Raw genomic sequence first — 19,027 nt, forward strand, 5'->3', positions numbered from 1 at the left:
GGATGATGTCCGAAATCCGGACGGCCCTCAGGCTCGCGACAGACGCCCTCGAACCGACGAATGAATGGTTGTGCAGATGAATGTTGAACACACTGGCCGTCCGGCCGGCGAAAGCCATGGCATCCGCCCGTATGCGGTGATCATCGGCATGATGGGCGCGGGCAAAACACGCGTGGGCAAGGAAGTCGCGCATATGCTCGGCCTGCCGTTCGCCGACGCGGATGTGGAGATCGAACGCGAGGTGGGCATGAAGATCCCCGCCTATTTCGAGCGCTTTGGCGAGCCCGCCTTCCGCGAGGTGGAACGCGATCTCATCCTCGATACGCTTGAGGATTTCGACGGCGTCTTCTCGCTGGGCGGCGGCGCTCCCATGACGCCGGCCGTGGAGCGGGGACTGGCCTCGTACATCAGTGACGGTGGGAAGGTCGTCTATCTGATGGCCGACCCCGCCGAGGCGATGGAACGCGCCAACCGCGGCGGCGGACGTCCCATGCTCAACGGCGACGCCGACGCTCGTTGGAAGACCCTGTATAAAGAACGCGACCCCGTGTTCCGCCACGTTGCGAATGTGCATGTGCGCACGCGTGGATTGACGCCGCAGATGGCGGCGAGAAAGGTGATGGATATGCTCGCGGAGCGTACGGTGCATGTGACCGGTTCGACCATCGAACCCTATGACGTGGCCATCGGCGAAGGGGTGATGAACCATCTCGCCGACGTGCTTGGCCCCAAGCCGGTGCGCGTGGCCCTGATCCACACCCAGCCGGTGCAGCGTCATTCCGACCGCGCGCGCACGCTGCTGCGGCAGGCCGGCTACGAGGTGAGCGATATCGTGATCCCCGATGCGGAACGCGGCAAAACCGTCGACGTGGCCAACGGCATTTGGGAGCGTCTCGGCGACGAGGGCTTCACCCGTTCCGACGCGATCGTGGGACTCGGCGGGGGAGCGGCCACCGATCTGGCCGGATTCATCGCCGCCACATGGATGCGCGGCGTGCGCTACGTGAACTGCCCGACCTCCCTGCTGGCCATGGTGGATGCTTCCACCGGCGGTAAAACCGGTGTGAACACGGCCGCGGGCAAGAACCTCGTCGGCTCCTTCTACACACCCGCCGGCGTATTGGCCGATGTGAAGACCCTGGCGACCCTGCCGAACGACATCTTCACCGAAGGCTTGGGCGAGGTCGCCAAATCAGGCTTCATCATGGACACGGAGATCCTGCGCATTCTCGAAGAGCACGCCGACGAGCTGCGTGCCTTCGACGGCGCGACCTTCCTCGGCTCCGGCCTGCAGGATGTGGTGGCCGAGCTGATCGAACGCACGGTGAGCGTGAAGGCACGGCACGTCTCCGCCGATCTCAAAGAAGCCGGCATGCGCGAGTTCCTCAACTACGGACACACCATGGGCCATGCCATCGAAAAGCTTGAGCATTTCCGCTGGCGGCATGGCAACGCCGTGGCCGTCGGCATGGTGTATGCGGCCGAACTGGCGTGTTTGCTCGGCTACATCGACGCCGATCTGGTCGACTACCACCGTTCGCTGCTCTCCTCGCTGGGATTGCCGATCTCATGGAGCAACGGATCCTTCGACGATGTGCTTGCCCTGATGCACAAAGACAAGAAAGCTCGAGGCAACACGCTGCGCTTCGTTGTGCTCGACCGCCCCGGACATGTGGTGCATCTGGAGAATCCACCGGCCGACGCCGTGCGTGAGGCTTTCGAGCGTATCAGCCGATAGTCCGCGGCATCCGCGGGCACGTCGTATCCCAAACGCATCCGTCGCAACCAGAAGACAACGGGCCGGAATCTCCCGGCCCGCCACCTGCCCGTCCTGCGGGGCGAAATGGATAAGGAGTGATCAATATGACCAAAGTCATCGTCGTCAACGGTCCAAATCTGGGACGTCTTGGCGTGCGCCAGCCCGACGTGTACGGCCGCCAGGACCTGGAGACGCTGCGTAGCCTGTGCTCCGAATGGGGATCGGCATTGGGCCTGGAGGTCGAAGTACGCCAGACCGACGACGAGGCCGAGATCATCGGCTGGATGCACCAGGCAGCTGACGAGAAGACCCCGGTGGTGATGAACCCGGCCGCGTTCACCCACTATTCGTACGGCTTGGCCGACGCCGCCCACATGGTGATCGACGAGGGCCTGCCGCTGATCGAGGTGCACATCTCCAACCCCTCGGCGCGCGACGAGTTCCGCAAACGTTCCGTCATCAGCCCCGTCGCCACCGGTACCATCACCGGCATGGGCTTCTACGGCTACAAGATGGCCCTCGACGCCGTCGCCCACTTGGTCGCGGATTAGCCGCATTCGCGCTATTTGTAAACACGCCGGGTCACATACGGATGATAGGATGAAATTCCATGGTTAGAAGACAACATGGCAATTCCTCCGAACACATCACCAAGCATATTTTCGTCACCGGCGGTGTGGTTTCATCCCTTGGCAAAGGCCTGACGGCATCGTCCCTCGGCCGTCTGCTGCGCTCGCGTGGCATCCAGGTGCTGCAGCAGAAGCTCGACCCCTACATCAACGTGGACCCGGGCACGATGAACCCGTTCCAGCACGGCGAGGTCTATGTGACCGAGGACGGCGCCGAAACCGATCTCGACATCGGCCACTACGAGCGTTTCCTCGACGTCTACCTGAGCCAGAAGGCGAACGTCACCACCGGCCAGATCTATCAGGAAGTGCTGCGCAAGGAACGTGCCGGCGAATACCTCGGCCAGTGTGTGCAGGTCATCCCGCACATCACCAACGAGATCAAGTCCCGCATGCGCGCCCAGGCGAGCGACGACGTGGACGTGATCATCACCGAAATCGGCGGCACGGTCGGCGACATCGAATCCCAGCCCTTCCTTGAGGCCGCGCGCGAGGTGCGCCGTGATCTCGGCGCCGAGAACTGCATGTTCGTGCACGTCTCCCTGGTGCCGTACATCTCCGCCGCGCACGAGCTGAAAACCAAGCCCACCCAGCATTCCGTGATGATGCTGCGCCAGTTGGGCATCACGCCGGACGCGCTCGTGCTGCGCAGCGACCGTCCGCTCAACCAGTCCATCAAGGACAAGATCTCCCTGATGTGCGATGTGGACGCCGAAGGCGTGGTCAACTGCGTGGACGCCCCGAGCATCTACGACGTGCCGAAGATCCTCTTCGACGAGGGACTCGACGCCTACGTGGTGCGCGAGCTCGGTCTGCCTTTCCATGACGTGGATTGGGACGAGTGGGCCGACCTGCTGGAGCGTGTGCACCACCCCAAGCATGAGGTGAACATCGCCATCGTCGGCAAGTACATCGATCTGCCGGACGCCTACCTGTCCGTCACCGAGGCCATCAAGGCCGGTGGCTTCGCCAACTACGCGAAGGTGAACGTCAAATGGGTCGCGGCCGACAAGTGCGAGACCGAGGAGGGCGCGGCAGCCGCGCTCGACCAGGTCGACGGCATCGTCGTGCCCGGAGGCTTCGGCATCCGCGGCATCGACGGCAAGATCGGCGCGTTCAGGTTCGCCCGCGAGAACAAACTGCCCGCCCTCGGCCTGTGCCTTGGCCTGCAGTCCATGGTCATCGAATACGCCCGTCATATGGCCGGCCTGACCGACGCGAACTCCACCGAATTCGATCCCGAGTGCGCCACGCCCGTCATCGCCACGATGGAGGAACAGAAGGACATCGTCGCCGGCAAGGGCGATATGGGCCACACCATGCGACTGGGCTCCTATCCGGCCGAATTGGAGGAGGGCTCGCTGGTCGCCGAACTCTACGGCACCACGCATGTGACCGAACGCCACCGCCACCGCTATGAGGTGAACGTGGCCTATAAGGACGCCCTTCGCGAGGCCGGCCTGAGGATCTGCGGCCAAAGTCCGGACGGCGAGCTCACCGAATTCGTCGAGCTGCCGCGCGAGGTTCACCCGTTCTATGTCTCCACACAGGCGCATCCGGAATTCAAGTCCCGCCCGACCAAGCCGCATCCGCTGTTCGCGGGCCTGGTCAAGGCCGCGCTCGACCATCAGCAGGACCGCTGATCACGCCCTGTGACGCATGTCAAGCACGCCCCGTCTCTTGGACGGGGCGTGCTGCTATATTGGCAGACAGTGAGCGCCGTCGCATCTGCGGCGCTCGTTGTGTGAGAAACCAGGGTTTTCAAAAGAAGGAACAACAATGGCCGATGAGTCAGTGGACCCGAACCGTTCCGATGCCGTACCAGAGCTGCAGTGGAGCACTGGAGACGAGACCGAGGTGATCAATCCCGTGGCTGCCTCGCCGCTTGCCGCGGTTATCGACCCGGTGGACGACGACATGGATGTGCTGGCGTCCAAGAAGAAGCGTGTGATCTGGCCGTGGATTGTGTTGGCCGTCGTGCTTGTGCTGGGTGGCGCCACCGCCGGTGGCTGGTGGTTCTTCGAATCCCATGCGCTGCCGGGCGTGAGCCTGTGGGGTAATTCGATGGTGGGCAAATCCAGGCAGCAGATCATCAACGCCATCGACGATCAGGTGAACAACACCTCCGTGCCGGTGGAATACAACGGCGAAACCGCCTCCTTCACGTTGAAGGAACTCGGCTACGACATCGATTCCGAAGAGATCGCCGACCAGGTGGTGAACGCCAAGCGTGACGGCGCATGGTGGAAGCGCTATCTGCCGAGCGAACAGGAGAACATCGAGCCGTCCATCTCACCGTCCGTCGCCGACGGATCCGTGATCGACGCGGCATTGGGCACGGCCGAAGTGACGCCTGTGGACGCCCAAGTGACCCTGAACGCCGACAGTAACGGCTTCGATGTGGTGTCGATGCAGCTCGGCAAGGGTGCCGACGCGCAGGCGGTGGCCGAGCAGGGCATCGCCGCGTTGGAATCCCTGGGCGAGACCCAGCCGGAAACCGTAACCATCGAATTGAAGGACACCGAGCCCGCGGTCACCGACGAGATCGCCAACGAGGCGAAGACCACACTCGACGGCCTGGTAAGCGACCCCGTTGAGATCAAGGTGAACGACCACACCATCGCCACCATCGACGCTCCCGCACTCGCGGCCGCGATGCGCATCGACGCGAACGAACAGTCCAAGCTGGCGGATAACGAGACCCGCAACGGCTACGTGGTGTTCAACGCCGACAAGATGCAGGAATACTACAACAACTCCATCAAGACGAATCTGCAAACCGGCCGCGAGGATCGCGAAGTCGTCGTCAACAACAACGGCGAAGAGCTCGAAGTGGTCAACGAAGGCCATGACGGCGTCACCGTGGCGGATGGCGCCGACACGAACATCGGCCCGCAGCTCGTCGAAGCGTTGGCCGACGGCGGCGGCTCCGTAAGCGTCGAAGGCACCGTTGATCCGATGCAGACGAAAACCACCAAGCGCCATGTGGTGGTGGACCTGTCCGACCATAAGGTCTACGCCTACGAGAACGACCAGCTGATCCGCGCGATGAGTATGTCCGCCGGCCAAGGCAACGATTACACCACCGGCGAGTGCACCGGCGATCTGTGCACGCCCACCGGCGATTTCACCGTTTGGCTGAAGTATCCCTCCCAGACCATGAGCGGCTCGGTCACGCTTTCGGATGGCTCCGTGGAGACCTGGAACGCCCCCAACGTCGGCTACGTGAACTACTTCTCCCACACCGGTTGCGCCATCCACCGCATCGCCAGCGACGGATACTACAGCGATGCCGCCGTCGCGGCCATGGGAGTGAACACCTCTCACGGCTGCGTGGGCATCGGCTGGGATCAGGCCGAATGGTTCTACGACTGGCTGGTGATGGGCACCACCGTTCACGTGCAGGCCTGACGAGCCGCACCAGCCGATTCGGCAGTCATGCAAAGCGGCTTTCCGCATACGGGAAGCCGCTTTGTCATAGGCGTCCGCCACCACTGGCTGTAGACCCGTTCAGGTGTGTTCCATATCACGTTCGCGGGTGGCCGACATCCGGTGCGGATACTAGTATTGCGGGCCGAGTTCTGTTACGTTGGCGTAAGACGAAATCCAGAGATGTAAGGAGGCGGGCACATGAGCGAGCAACAAGCCCCCGGCGCCGCGTCTGACGTGGAGATGAGCCAGTATGTGGCTGATCGCGGCCGCGTCAACGAGGACAAGATCAGGCAGGATGACGAGATCATCTCGCAGTTCGGCGAATACCTCTACGGCTGGCATGATTCCGACGCCGCCGGCGAGGCTGCTAAAAAGGGCATCAGCGAGCAGGTGGTGCGTGAGATCAGCGCCGACAAAGGCGAGCCCGAGTGGATGCTCGAGAAGCGCCTCGAAGGCTACCGCGACTTCGTGAACCGCCCGATGCCCCTGTGGGGCGTCGATCTGAAGGACTTCGACGCGGACGACTTCAAGTACTACGTCAAGCCGATGGACAAGCAGGCCGCCACCTGGGAGGAAGTGCCCGACGACATCCGCAACACCTACGACAGACTCGGCATCCCCGAAGCGGAGAAAAGCCGTCTGATCTCCGGCGTGGCCGCGCAGTACGAGTCCGAGATGATCTACCATTCCATCCAGGAGGATCTCAAAAAGCAGGGCGTGATCTTCGTGGACACCGACACTGCGGTGCGCGAATACCCCGAAATCGTACAGAAATATTTCGGCAAGTGCATTCCCAGCAACGACAACAAGTTCTCCGCGCTCAACACCGCGGCATGGTCGGGCGGCTCGTTCGTCTACGTGCCCAAAGGCGTTCATGTGGACATCCCGCTGCAGGCGTACTTCCGCATCAACACCCCGAATATGGGCCAGTTCGAACGCACGCTGATCATCGCGGACGAAGGCTCCTATGTGCATTACGTGGAGGGCTGCACCGCTCCGATCTACTCCACCGATTCGCTGCACTCCGGCGTGGTGGAGATCTTCGTGGAGCCGCACGCCCGCGTGCGCTACACCACCGTGCAGAACTGGTCGAACAACGTCTACAATCTCGTGACCCAGCGCGCCTACGTGCGCGCGCACGGCACGATGGAATGGGTGGACGGCAACATCGGCTCCAAAGCCACGATGAAATACCCGGCCTGCGTGCTCGCCGAGCCGTATGCGAAGGCGGAGACCATGTCGCTCGGATTCGCAGGCAAGGGACAGTATCAGGACACGGGCGCGAAGATGATCCATCTCGCTCCGCACACCAGTTCCACGATCGTCGCCAAGTCGATCTCCCGCGGCGGCGGACGTTCCGCCTACCGCGGTCTGGTCAAAATCGTCGACGGTGCCGAAGGTTCGTCGAACTCCACCGTATGCGACGCGCTGCTGGTGGACGACTACTCGCGTTCCGACACCTACCCGCATGTGGACGTGCGTGAGGACGACGTGTCGATGGCCCACGAGGCGACCGTCTCCAAGGTCTCCGAAGACCAGCTGTTCTATCTGATGAGTCGCGGCCTGAACGAAGACGAGGCGATGGGAATGATCGTGCGCGGCTTCGTCGAGCCGATCAGCCGCGAACTGCCGATGGAATACGCGCTCGAACTCAATCGACTGGTGGAACTGCAGATGGAAGGATCGGTGGGCTGAGCATGGCCGAGAAGGAAATCAACATCCCCGTCGCGGATCCGAACGATCCGTATGCGACCCCGGCGGCCATGCCGTCGAGCGCCGACCGCAATCCGCGCTCCTTCGACGTGGCGGATTTCGCCGAACCCTCGCGCGACCAGGAGGATTGGCGCTATACCCCGATCGAGCGCATCGAGGAGTTCTTCGACGTGTTCGAGCCGTCCGGCGAAACCGCGGTTCAGATCGGCATGGTGGATGGTTCCCCGGTTCCCTCGAACCAGGTCACCATCGCACAACGCAAGCTGGGCGAGGCGCCCTCCGGTTCCGTTTCCAAGCCCAGCGACCGCGTGGCCGCCGTGGAATGGAACTCCGGCGACACCGCCACCGTCATCGAACTGAACGGCGAACTCGACCAGCCGGTGCTTGTGCGGGTGCACGGCGCGGGCCAGGCGTTGGATGCCCTGCATCTGGTGATTGCGGCCGCCCCCAACACGCATGCCGACGTGGTCGTCGAGCACGACGGCGAAACCCGTCTGGCCGAAGGCGTGGAGATCGTCACCGGTCAGGACAGCCACATCTCCGCCACGTTCATCCAGGAATGGGCACACGGATCCAAGCATGTGGGCAACCATCGCCTGCATGTGGGCAAGGGCGCGAGCCTGCGCCACTCCGTCGTCACCCTCGGCGGCGACGTGGTGCGCATCCGCATGGATCAGGACTTCGGCGGCGAGCAGGGGGAGCTCAACATGCTCGGCATCTACTTCGTCGATCCGGGCGAGCATATCGAACACCGCACGATGGTGGTGCACAACCATCCCGAATGCAAATCCCGCGTGGTCTACAAGGGCGCACTTGACGGCAAGGACGCGCACTCCACATGGGTGGGCAACGCGTTGATCGAACCGACCGCCCCCGGCACCGACTCGTACGAGCTCAACCGCAACCTCGTGCTCACCCCGGGCGCGATCGCCGATTCCGAGCCGAATCTGGAGATCGAGAACGGCAACATCGTCGGTGCGGGCCATGCCTCGTCGGTGGGCCGCTTCGACGACGAGGAGCTGTTCTACCTGCAGTCGCGCGGCATCCCCGAAGTCGAAGCCCGCAAACTCGTGGTGCGCGGCTTCTTCGGCGAACTCGTCGACGAGATCGGCGTGCCCGCCATCTCCGAGCATCTCATGACCGTCATCGACCGACGCCTGTCCCGCGGAGAGAACGCGGAACTCGCGAAGGCCTTCGAAGAGCAGTAAGTCGTTACCAGTTTTAGGAGAACACCAATGGCAACCCTGGAAATCAAAGACCTCGTCGCCCACGTCGAAACCAAGGACGGCATCAAGCAGATCCTCAAAGGCGCGAGCCTGACCGTCAACTCGGGCGAGACGCACGCCATCATGGGCCCCAACGGCTCCGGCAAATCCACGCTGGCCTACACTCTGGCCGGCCACCCCAAGTACATCGTCGACTCCGGCCAAGTGCTGCTCGACGGCGAGGATGTGCTCAAAATGACCCCGGACGAGCGCGCCAAGGCCGGCCTGTTCCTGGCCATGCAGTACCCGGTCGAAGTGCCGGGCGTGTCGATGACGAACTTCCTGCGCACCGCGAAAACGGAGATCGACGGCAAAGCCCCCAAGCTGAAGACTTGGACCGAGGAGCTCACCGAGTCGATGAAGCGTCTCAAGATGGATCCGAAGTTCGCGACCCGTTCCGTGAACGAAGGCTTCTCCGGCGGCGAGAAGAAGCGCGCCGAAGTGCTGCAGCTCGAACTGCTGCGCCCGAAGTTCGCCATCCTCGACGAAACCGACTCCGGCCTGGACGTGGACGCGCTGCGCATCGTCTCCGAAGGCGTGAACCGCGCCAAGGAAGCCAACAACTTCGGCATCCTTATGGTCACGCACTACACGCGCATTCTGAAGTACATCAAGCCCGACATCGTGCACGTCTTCTCCGACGGACATTTCGTGAAAACCGGCGGCCCGGAGCTGGCGGACGAACTCGAAGAGCAGGGCTACGACCAGTACCTGCCTGCCGGCTCCGATTCCGAAAGCGCTTTGGCGTAAGGGCTAGAGTTCCAGCGGGGTCCGCGGGGGCCTGGAATATTCTATTTCCGACACGCTCCGGGCCGCTCAGGCCAAGTCTTTACGGTCGTAAACAGAATATTCCAGGCCCCCGCTCCAGTTTTGTGCGAGGCGTCTGTGCGTAGGAGTGAGATTAAATGATTGATTTCGATAAGGTGCGGGCTGAGTTTCCGATTCTGGACCAGCAGGTGCATGGGCGTCCGCTGGTGTATCTGGATTCGGCCGCGACCGCCCAGAAACCGCAATGCGTGATCGATGCGGAAAGCGAGTTCTACCGCACCATCAACGCCGGCGTGCATCGCGGGGCGCATGAGCTTGCGGCCCGCAGCACCATGGCCTTTGAGGACGCGCGCGCCAAAGTGGCCCGTCTGGTCGGCGCGAACGCGAAGGAGGGCGAGGAGGAGGTCGTGGTGACCTCCGGTGCCACGGCGGGACTCAATCTCTTGGCCACCGCGTTCGGCAACGCGAGTCTGGGGCGTGGGGGAGCGGAAGCAGCCCGTTTCGCGTTGAAACCCGGTGACGAGATCGTCGTCTCGAAGGCTGAGCATCATTCGGTGCTGCTGCCCTTTCAGGAGCTGGCGGCCCGCACCGGCGCGACCTTCAAATGGCTGGACTTGGACGACGAGGGACGCGTGCGCGTCGATGAGGCCCGCGAGGTCATCACCGAACGCACGAAAGTGGTCGCCGTCACCCATGTGGCGAATGTGACCGGCGCCATCACCGATATAGCGCCGCTGGTGTCCCGCGCGCATGAGGTGGGCGCGGTGTTCGTGCTCGACGCCTGCCAGTCCGTGCCTCATCTGGCCGTGGATTTCCATGCGTTGGATGTGGATTTCGCCGCGTGGAGCGCGCATAAGATGTACGGTCCCACCGGCGTGGGGTTCCTCTATGGCAAACGCGAACTGCTGGAGGCGTTGCCTCCGGCCAATTTCGGCGGTTCGATGGTGGAGCTCGCGTGGATGGACCAGCCGGCCCAATACATGGTGCCACCCGCCCGTTTCGAGGCCGGAACCCAGCCGGTGGCGCAGGTCGTGGCCGCCGGCGTGGCCGCCGACTGGATGATGAACATCGGCTTGGAGAATATCGAGGCGCATGAACGTCAGATCGCTGCCGAATTGCTGAAAATCGGCGACATCGACGGCGTTCGTGTTCTCGGCCCCCGCGAGAATGTCGGCCGCATCGGCACCGTCGCGTTCGATGTCGCCGGTGTGCATCCGCATGATGTGGGCCAGTTCATCGATGCGCAGGGCATCGCCATCCGCGTGGGACACCATTGCGCGCAGCCCGTGCACCGCCATTTCGGCATCTACGCGTCGAACCGCGCCTCCAGTGGCGTGTACAACAGCGTGGAGGACGCGCGCGCTCTGGTCGAAGCATTGGGCAAGGTGCGCGCGTTCTTCGGCGTGTGACCGTGAATGGCGGTAGATTGGAGAGCTATGAGTGATTTTGGTATGAGCGGCGACGAGCTGGAGCAGATGTACCAGCAGGTTATTATGGAGGCCGCGCGAGACCCGCACGGCAAGGAACGTTTCGCTCGCGACCTGACCAAGGAAGAGGGGGCGTCCGGTGGCGAGGCCATCGTGCGTGCGGGGCATGAATACTGCACGCCCGGCGAATCCCACCAGTTCAATCCGACCTGCGGCGACGAAGCGACCGTGCATGTGGAGGTCTCCGACTCCGAACCCCACACCATCGAACGGTTGGTGTGGGATGGACAGGGCTGCTCGATCTCGCAGGCGAGCCTGTCCATCATGGTCGATCTGGTCGACGGCAAAACCGTGGACGAGGCGATGGACCTCGCCGGAGCCTTTCGCAAGCTGATGGAGTCGCGCGGTGCCGGACTGGACGATGAGACGCTCGAAGACTCTTTGGAGGATGCCGTCGTGTTCCAAGGCGTCTCCAAATATCCGATGCGCATCAAATGCGCGCTGCTCGGCTGGGAAGGCATGAAGGATGCGGTGGCAAAAGCCCTCGCTGCCAAAGCCTGACGGAGCGCCGCCATCGAAGGGTCGATGCGGCTCTGCGCCGCCGGATGAAAACGGCGTGATGGTGGTGACAAACACCGTATATGACGATTATGCTGTGTAGCAGCATGTTCTTTTAATGATGGAGTAGCAATGAGCGACAATCTGGTTCCTGAACCCTCCGCCTCCGTATTCGATGCCGTCAACGGCGTTCTGCAGGACGAGAACGCCGCGCGTCGTGTGATGGCGAATCCGGCCCTCGCCAAAGGATTCCCGAACGGACGTCCGCAGCCAGTCGAGGGCGATGGTGGAAACTGTGGTTGCGGCGAAGGCGGACAGTGCGGTTGCTCCGATGGGAACGATGACGAGATTCCGCTGAAATTCGTCGATGAAATCGGACGCGCCACTGCGGCCGACGTGCGTGAGGCGCTGCATCAGGTGATCGACCCCGAGCTCGGCATCGACGTGATCGATCTGGGATTGGTGTACGGCATTGAGATCGACGAGCTTGGACGCGCCATCATCACCATGACGCTGACCACTCCCGCCTGCCCCCTCACCGACCTGATCGAGGACGAGTGCGCGAGTACGCTGGCCGGGCTTGTGGAGGAATTCCGCATCGACTGGACCTGGCAGCCGCGTTGGACCATGGAGAAAATCACGCCGGAGGGCCGCGAACAGCTCGCCGCTCTCGGCTTCAACTTCGACAACCTACCGAAATACTAGCATTTGTTTGATCGCGCGTTGCGCGATGACAGGAACCGGACCATTGCGATGGTCCGGTTTTTTGTATGCGCGAAGATGCGCGGAGTCTGACAGCGATTCATCATTTCCCCCAGCCACGTATTCGGTTGATGGATGGCCTCGCGGGCATAGGGGAAGAAGACGTGAATGTGCAAATACCCTTTTGGGGGCAATTTCCCCCTCTTTCAGCATGTTTTGTTTGACACGGGTGGGGGGGGGGTACTGTTTGGGGGCAAAGAAAGATGACGTGAGGTGGGACAATGTTGCGTAAGCTCGGTCAAAAACTGATTGCCTCGATTATGCGGCTGACGACCTTAACAGTTGCCTTCGCCCTTATAGGGTCCGCCGCCATAGCCATCGCCTCGGCTGATGAGACCTTGCAGACAATGACGAATCCTTTGACGGAGTATGCCGATATCACAGGAGCCCAATTAACGATCAATGGAACGGTATATCAAGTTCCTACAGGTTCCACCATTGAGATAAACGTGACCAATAACGTCGATGTCGATATATCCGCAACGATTAACTTCGAGATTCCAGCAAGCGAATTGGAAAAAGCCACTAAAAACCAAGATGGAAGCGTTACTCTCGACTATGAAATCGGTGGACTCACAACGCTGCCTGAGACCAACGGTTCTCAGCCTCTTGCGGGAGATTTAGGAACATATGTTATTAAGAATGGCGTTATCTCTCTGACTTTCAATAAGGATACTGTCGAAAAGAACGAGCGAGGACCAATTTCAGGCGGTTATATCACGTTGGGTTTCAACTCGTCTCATATCGATGCTGATGAAAATGGAAATGCCGCGCTTGTTTTTACGGATACCATCACGCAGTCGGTCAGCTTGAAAAAGACGGGCCTGGCAGTTGATAAGAAGCTCATCAGCCTGACGCAGTCCGATGACAAAGCGACCTATACGGCGGAATATCAGGTGACTGTGACCAATAGCGGCAACCAAGATATTGAAAAATGGCAGCTCTATGATGTCATTACCGGCAACGGCTGGATGACCGCTACCCAAATAAACTCAGTGTATGAGTCGCTGCAAAACTACGAGATTGGTGACCGGACGATAACGCCGCAGGCTGTGTATGCTTCCTCCAGCAGTTCAGGAGGCTCTGTTTCAGTTCCAACAGGTCTTGATCAGAGTGCTCATTATGTTCGATGGTGGGCTAATTTCCAACAGACGTTGCATCCCGGCGAACAGGTGACCATCACTTATCAGACAACGGTTCTTAACAATGTTGCTCAACAGGACAACAGATTTACCGTAGGTACTCCGTCCTCTGATAATTGGGCTCCGAATCAGTATGACGCGTCAGCCACGGATTTCGCATCGGCGAAAGTCAATAGTGCTCCCAACATATCGTTCAAGAAAGAAAATGTGTCCCATGAGAACGTATCATGTCCCGAACAGTCCACGTCGGATGGCGTGACTTCCTGCGGTGTCGCTCAATGGAAAATCACCATGTCCAATACAGGCGACGGACCTCTTCCCGCAGGTTGGGAATTGCATGACACCGCGGAGTCCATGTGGTACACAAGCGATCAAGTCAAAGAGTTGTATGAGCTTCTCACCAATCAGTATGCGGATGCCGCAAAAACCATTTTGATACAGGGAACGCTCGAAGTTAAGAGTGTTAATGGTACTGCGTACTCATATCCGGCCAATGATCTTCCGGACAACGTCCAATACAGCTCGCTGAAATTCATTTCCAGCTCCCGACTTGACGCGGGCGTTACATTGACCCTTTCCTATTCGGGCTACTATGACGCCAATACCACAGCATCCCCATCCAATGAAGGCGGAGCGTGCCTTGGTGAATACTGTGAGACATCCGGCCGCGTTCCCGTCATACTGGCTTCGGTGACTAAATACGGTTGCGTTGGTGGTGCCTCCAACTGTTATGGGAAGGATACCGCAGTATCGGCTTCTTTTGGCATTGGCTCTACGCAGGTGCCCACCATCGGATGGCGCGTTGACGTTCATGTGCAATCCGATGAACGCAATAACGATGTCACAATCGTCGAGGAACTTCCCGATGGGTTGAGGAATGTACGCTTCTCCTATAGTGATTCTGGAAACACGGATTCTTCCAGCTTTCAGGAGCTTAATGAAGGCGACACAGTCATAACGAAAGCGGAAGGAGGGACATTCATTATTCAAGTGACAAAGCAAGATGATCAACATTATAAGATTGTCGTTCCTAAAGAATCCACTTCGCTGCAGGAACGCGGGGAAGTGATTCTCTATGTGTCCGCGGAAGTGGACTTTAGTCGCTCCGACCTGTGGGATGTATCCCGCGCCGGACAGGATCTCGCCAACACATTCACCAATAAGGTGTCGGCTGCGATACAAGGTGAAGATATCGGCCAAGATGAGCAATCCATCACATATACGGTTCGCAAAGCTAGGAACATCACCAAAAGCACATGCGCACAAAGCTCTGTCAGTGATGGCGTGAAGAAATGCACGTATTCCATCACGGTCAATAATCTTGGATTGGATTTGGCTAGGAATGCCGAGTTCCTGAATCTCCAGGATGATCTTGAGATTTCCGGCACAGGATACGCCTCGGCGAATGTGACCAATGTATCCGTGAAAGTGTGTTCGAGCTCATACCGGGGGAGTAGCGGTTGCCCTTCACCGATGACTGACTATCCGGTGGATTATGAGGTGAAACGCTCCAGCGATGGGAAGAAGCTCACCACAACCATGAAAATTCCGGATGGAAAGCCCGTCGTTATCACCTATGACGTCGTGTTTCAAGGGGAAGGCAGTATAACCGCGAGTAACAAGGCGACAATCACGAATGCCTCCACATCCTTGGCCTCGGATACGAAAACTAGCACCGTGACGTTGACGACATCATCTGCGGGCGGATTCGTGGATGCTTTTACCGTGCGGAAAACGGATAAAGATACGGACTTGCCGCTGAGCGGAGCGGTATTCAGTTTGTATCAATACGATTCAGGCAGTGGGGAATATGTGAGCGAGCCCACTGCAAGCGCGACAACCGATAACAACGGTGAAATCACATTCAATAATCTGGAATGCGGCACAGCATACAAACTGGTGGAGAAGTCCGCACCTGAAGGCTATGAGCTGCAAAGTGAAGGAACCGAATTCTACCTCTCACCGTGCACTGACGATACTGGCAAACGGCCTAGCACCGCGGTTGCTTTTCCCGGAGGTTCTGCGATCTACCTCACCAACACGAGGATTCGGGGCTCCGTCGCTTGGTCCAAAGTGGATTCCGCCAAGCAAGGAACGGCATTGTCGGGGTCTCAATGGAGTTTGGAACGCCGAGACAAAGACACAACCGATGCTTGGACGACGCTTTATGACTCCATTGCTGATTGCGTAGACAGCGCCGCATGCGAGAACGGAATCGACCAGAATCCTGAGCCTGGTGGTTTCTTATTGGAAGGTCTTAGCACCGATTATGAGTACCGTCTTACGGAGACGAAGTCGCCTGACAAATATCAGCTGCCGGATGCTTCGCGGACGTATATGGTGTTCTCGTTCACCAGTCAAGGTGTCATCACAGTCGCCACGTTTGGAGAGTGGAACGCTGTATCGAATCAATGTGGAACAAAGGATAATCCGTGCCCGCTGCCGAATACGTTGATATCGGTGTCGTCGTTGCCGTTGACGGGCGAGTTCGGCACTGCGCGCCAATGGTTGGTGGGTGGTTTGGGACTGCTTGGATTGGCGGTGCTGAGTGTGCTGGGAGCGCAGTATTGGCGCAGGGCGAAACTCAACCAAACGGATATTGAGAAATAAGGAACAATAAGAGACTTTCCTCCGGTGGAATGCGGCAAGCGTCCGTCGAAGGGAATGTCGGGAAGGCGACGAGAATCTCGTTGGCGCGTGAACCACGTCGCCTTTCCCGGCTGGTTGAAGAAAGAAACAACAACCGACTCCGATTCTATGCGGAGGCGGGGAAAGGAATGAGCCAAGATGAAGGGTTCATTATTCAAGAAGGGCTTGGCCGCTCTCGCCGCCTTCGCCGTCGGCGCCGCCGGCATGGCGATGGCCACCACCACAGCCAACGCCGCACCGTCATTCGACAGCACGACGATCACATTGCGGGCATCCGATGCTCGCGCGTTCCAGATCGCCGGTGATAATGGCAAACCTTCGGGTGCGGTGCGTTCGTTTACGGCGTTGAAGATCGCTGATTATGTCAGGACACCGGATGCCAATGGTACCGCGGTCACGTTGCAGACGGTTGCCGGCGACGTCAAAAACTCTATCGTGGCCGTCTTGACGGCAGCGGACCAGAGCGTCGTCACTGGTGTCAAATATGATGGTGAGGTTTCCGACGGTGATCCGTTGGTGTGGCTGACGAAGCAGTCCAACGCGGACTATCGTGTGCTGGTCAACAAAATTCAGGATACGTTGAGTACCCAAGCAAGCGATCCAGAAAAAGTCGAGCTTAGTGGCACTGATCTGGAGATCACGCTTGGTAGGGCGGGTGTCTATTTGATTTGGGACGTCACCAATTCCGCTACGCAATCGTTCATGGACGATACCAACGGCCGAGTGGACGTGTCCAAGATCAGCACGGTGCTTGCGGGCACGAGTATCAGCGGAGCTGACCCTGAAGTCACGGGGAACAGCACAGGCATTGTGCCGATTGTCGATGTCAAGCAGACCATCACCACCACCGCGCTTGGCTCCTTCCAATTCCAGAAGGTGAAGGCCGATGGCACGACCGCCCTGCAGGGAGCTAAATTCAAGGTGCAGAAGAAGACCAGCGACCCTGATACATATACGTATCAGAATTATGCTTCGGCTTCCGGCCTGTGGTCTGATGCCACTGATGAAAAAACCGCCACCGAGTTCGAGAGTGACAACAGCGGACGGGTGGAATTGCTCAATATCCCTGCCGGAACCTACAAGATTGTTGAAACAACAGTTCCTGCTGGTTTCATGCAGAACGTCAATCCGGCATTCATCGTGACCATCAACATCAACGGCAGCCAGATGTCCTATGAGGCTAACGGTTCGGGAGAATACGCCGGTTTGGTTTCGGGAACGGGATCCCCCGGCTCGATCACATCCGACCTGAAGGTGAAGAATGTGACCAACATCACCCAACTGCCGTTGACAGGTGGTATGGGTGTCGCGTTGTTCACCGTGGTCGGTGTGGTGCTTGCCGGTGCGGCCGTCGTGGTGTACGCGAGGTCCCGCAACGCCAAGCGCGCGCTGGGCGTGTGAAACGAATCTCAAAGTATGCGTGGCAGGACGACGGATGTTGTTCGACGCCCTGCCACACGTGAGAAGAACGGATTGTGATATGGCTGGTGGTGTCAGTGCCGTGTCAAAGTTCACCGAGCAGCAGATGGCGTATCTTGAGTCGTTGCCCGCTGTGGACCGTGTAACATCTTCGCGTATCTACTATGCCCCGGAGTTCCGCGACGAATGCATGCGGCGATACCGCGCCGGGGAGAAACCCTTGGTGTTGTTTCGCGAAGCCGGGCTCTACCCTCAATTAATTGGGCATAAACGTATCGAACGGGCATTCGCGCGGTGGCGGGAGATGTCTGGTACCTGCGCAAAACCCAAAAGAAAATACTCACTCAAACCGTCATACGGGGTGACCGATATGCGTGATGACATCATTCGTCAACAGTCGTTGTTGATCCGCATGTTGGAGGACGAGATCGTACGGTTGAAGGATTCGCTTGGCGCGCATGACGAAAAGTGAGACCAATCCTTTGCCATCGTTCAGCGAGGCGATCGATGTCTCACGTTTCGTGGCATGGCGCAGACGAGTGTACCGTCAAATGGTGGCGTTGCGTGCGGTCGCTGCGGTATTGTTGGTCGCTGCGGTTTGTGTGACCGGCTATCCGCTCGCCATGCAATGGCGATCGGATCGGCTTCTGGCCGAGCGGACGGCATCTGCGCAGGAGCGTGTGGCCGGCTGGCCGTACCCGCAGGCCGAGGACGCTCTGCGGGCCGCGCGCGAATACAACAAGCATCTGGCGGTGGAGGGTCAGCCGATTTTGGGCGAAGCCTCCGACCCGTTCTCCGGCGAACCCGGCGCGAGCGGCGTCACGGAGAACGACGGCTCTTCTTCGGCCGCAGAAAACGACTCGGAATACCAGAGTATGTTGGACGCCGGGTCGGGGGAGATGGGCGCCATCCGTATTCCGAACATTAGTGTGGACCTTCCCATCTACCATGGCACCGGTGATGACGCTCTGGCCAGAGGCGCGGGACATCTGTATGGCACCAGCCTGCCCGTGGGCGGCGAATCGACCCATAGCGTGCTCACCGGGCATCGCGGCTTGGTCTCGGCCATGATGTTCACCCGTTTGGACGAGCTTGTGGTGGGTGACTTCATGTATGTGGAGGTGATGGGCGAGACATTGGCCTATCAGGTGGACCGCATCACCGTGATTGAGCCGAACGACACCTCGCAGCTGACCATCGTGCAAGGCGAGGACCGACTCACCCTGATGACCTGCACCCCCTACGGTGTGAACACGCACCGTCTGCTTGTCTCCGGAATCCGCGTCTCCATTCCCGAGCCTGCGCCCGATCCCACCGATCTGCACGACGCGCGCACCGTCGGCATATGGGTCTCGGTGGGAGCGCTCGCCTTAGGGGGATCTGTGGTTATGCTGCTGCGATGCCGCAAGCGGGAACCCGAACGGCCGATACGACATATGTCCGGCTGAGAGATCCTTGCGCCTCGCCCCACGGGCTCCGCTCAGGATGACGAAAAGATGAGGGC

The 19,027-nt window shown here is 59.6% G+C and carries 14 protein-coding genes; all 14 read left to right on the forward strand.

Annotation, left to right across the window (positions count from 1 at the left end):
• The first annotated feature begins 76 nt into the window (after nt 1-76).
• The 14 genes from BE0216_RS01090 (at nt 77) to BE0216_RS01155 (ending at nt 18,971) form a co-directional block, all read left to right on the forward strand.
• Nucleotides 77-1,738, forward strand: coding sequence for a bifunctional shikimate kinase/3-dehydroquinate synthase (locus tag BE0216_RS01090; protein WP_094636456.1), 1,662 nt, complete (start codon nt 77-79; stop codon nt 1,736-1,738).
• Nucleotides 1,739-1,863: 125 nt separating this feature from the next.
• Nucleotides 1,864-2,310: a type II 3-dehydroquinate dehydratase gene (locus tag BE0216_RS01095; RefSeq protein ID WP_094636303.1), complete on the forward strand. Its 447-nt coding sequence runs from the start codon at nt 1,864-1,866 to the stop codon at nt 2,308-2,310.
• A 59-nt stretch (nt 2,311-2,369) separates the two neighbouring features.
• Complete coding sequence (locus BE0216_RS01100; RefSeq protein WP_094636302.1) at nt 2,370-4,031, forward strand: CTP synthase; 1,662 nt, start codon at nt 2,370-2,372, stop codon at nt 4,029-4,031.
• Nucleotides 4,032-4,167: 136 nt separating this feature from the next.
• A complete protein-coding gene (locus BE0216_RS01105; protein ID WP_226805667.1) occupies nt 4,168-5,799 on the forward strand; it encodes a L,D-transpeptidase in 1,632 nt (543 codons plus the stop codon).
• A gap of 219 nt (nt 5,800-6,018) precedes the next feature.
• Nucleotides 6,019-7,515, forward strand: coding sequence for a Fe-S cluster assembly protein SufB (gene sufB, locus BE0216_RS01110; RefSeq protein ID WP_094636301.1), 1,497 nt, complete (start codon nt 6,019-6,021; stop codon nt 7,513-7,515).
• 2 nt (nt 7,516-7,517) lie between these two features.
• The gene (gene sufD / locus BE0216_RS01115) at nt 7,518-8,741 is read left to right on the forward strand and encodes a Fe-S cluster assembly protein SufD (RefSeq protein ID WP_094636300.1); all 1,224 of its coding nucleotides are present in this window, start codon (nt 7,518-7,520) and stop codon (nt 8,739-8,741) included.
• A 27-nt stretch (nt 8,742-8,768) separates the two neighbouring features.
• Nucleotides 8,769-9,548, forward strand: coding sequence for a Fe-S cluster assembly ATPase SufC (gene sufC, locus BE0216_RS01120; protein WP_094636299.1), 780 nt, complete (start codon nt 8,769-8,771; stop codon nt 9,546-9,548).
• Between the two features lie 155 nt (nt 9,549-9,703).
• Nucleotides 9,704-10,975 (forward strand): SufS family cysteine desulfurase, encoded by a 1,272-nt coding sequence (locus BE0216_RS01125; RefSeq protein ID WP_094636298.1) that lies wholly within the window; start codon nt 9,704-9,706, stop codon nt 10,973-10,975.
• A gap of 27 nt (nt 10,976-11,002) precedes the next feature.
• A complete protein-coding gene (gene sufU / locus BE0216_RS01130; protein WP_094636297.1) occupies nt 11,003-11,554 on the forward strand; it encodes a Fe-S cluster assembly sulfur transfer protein SufU in 552 nt (183 codons plus the stop codon).
• A 129-nt stretch (nt 11,555-11,683) separates the two neighbouring features.
• Entirely contained in the window at nt 11,684-12,256 is a 573-nt protein-coding gene (locus tag BE0216_RS01135; protein WP_094636296.1) for a metal-sulfur cluster assembly factor, read from the forward strand.
• Nucleotides 12,257-12,534: 278 nt separating this feature from the next.
• Nucleotides 12,535-16,065 carry a prealbumin-like fold domain-containing protein gene (locus tag BE0216_RS01140; RefSeq protein WP_094636295.1) on the forward strand — a complete coding sequence of 1,177 codons (3,531 nt, stop codon included), beginning with the start codon at nt 12,535-12,537 and terminating at the stop codon, nt 16,063-16,065.
• Nucleotides 16,066-16,242: 177 nt separating this feature from the next.
• A complete protein-coding gene (locus BE0216_RS01145) occupies nt 16,243-17,505 on the forward strand; it encodes a SpaA isopeptide-forming pilin-related protein (RefSeq protein WP_094636294.1) in 1,263 nt (420 codons plus the stop codon).
• Nucleotides 17,506-17,584: 79 nt separating this feature from the next.
• A complete protein-coding gene (locus tag BE0216_RS01150; RefSeq protein ID WP_094636454.1) occupies nt 17,585-17,995 on the forward strand; it encodes a hypothetical protein in 411 nt (136 codons plus the stop codon).
• Nucleotides 17,982-18,971, forward strand: coding sequence for a class C sortase (locus BE0216_RS01155; RefSeq protein ID WP_094636293.1), 990 nt, complete (start codon nt 17,982-17,984; stop codon nt 18,969-18,971). The genes BE0216_RS01150 and BE0216_RS01155 overlap by 14 nt, the downstream gene beginning before the upstream one ends.
• The last annotated feature ends 56 nt before the right edge of the window (nt 18,972-19,027 follow it).

Source organism: Bifidobacterium eulemuris (assembly GCF_014898155.1).
Classification (GTDB): Bacteria; Actinomycetota; Actinomycetes; order Actinomycetales; family Bifidobacteriaceae; genus Bifidobacterium; species Bifidobacterium eulemuris.

Bases quoted from the DNA above. Each gene is read 5' to 3' on its own strand.
- sufB (WP_094636301.1), top strand. From the start codon at position 6,019: ATGAGCGAGCAACAAGCCCCCGGCGCCGCGTCTGACGTGGAGATGAGC.
- BE0216_RS01125 (WP_094636298.1), top strand. From the start codon at position 9,704: ATGATTGATTTCGATAAGGTGCGGGCTGAGTTTCCGATTCTGGACCAG.
- BE0216_RS01095 (WP_094636303.1), top strand. From the start codon at position 1,864: ATGACCAAAGTCATCGTCGTCAACGGTCCAAATCTGGGACGTCTTGGC.
- BE0216_RS01150 (WP_094636454.1), top strand. From the start codon at position 17,585: ATGGCTGGTGGTGTCAGTGCCGTGTCAAAGTTCACCGAGCAGCAGATG.
- sufC (WP_094636299.1), top strand. From the start codon at position 8,769: ATGGCAACCCTGGAAATCAAAGACCTCGTCGCCCACGTCGAAACCAAG.
- sufD (WP_094636300.1), top strand. From the start codon at position 7,518: ATGGCCGAGAAGGAAATCAACATCCCCGTCGCGGATCCGAACGATCCG.
- BE0216_RS01100 (WP_094636302.1), top strand. From the start codon at position 2,370: ATGGTTAGAAGACAACATGGCAATTCCTCCGAACACATCACCAAGCAT.
- BE0216_RS01090 (WP_094636456.1), top strand. From the start codon at position 77: ATGAATGTTGAACACACTGGCCGTCCGGCCGGCGAAAGCCATGGCATC.
- BE0216_RS01140 (WP_094636295.1), top strand. From the start codon at position 12,535: ATGTTGCGTAAGCTCGGTCAAAAACTGATTGCCTCGATTATGCGGCTG.
- sufU (WP_094636297.1), top strand. From the start codon at position 11,003: ATGAGTGATTTTGGTATGAGCGGCGACGAGCTGGAGCAGATGTACCAG.
- BE0216_RS01155 (WP_094636293.1), top strand. From the start codon at position 17,982: ATGACGAAAAGTGAGACCAATCCTTTGCCATCGTTCAGCGAGGCGATC.
- BE0216_RS01105 (WP_226805667.1), top strand. From the start codon at position 4,168: ATGGCCGATGAGTCAGTGGACCCGAACCGTTCCGATGCCGTACCAGAG.
- BE0216_RS01135 (WP_094636296.1), top strand. From the start codon at position 11,684: ATGAGCGACAATCTGGTTCCTGAACCCTCCGCCTCCGTATTCGATGCC.
- BE0216_RS01145 (WP_094636294.1), top strand. From the start codon at position 16,243: ATGAAGGGTTCATTATTCAAGAAGGGCTTGGCCGCTCTCGCCGCCTTC.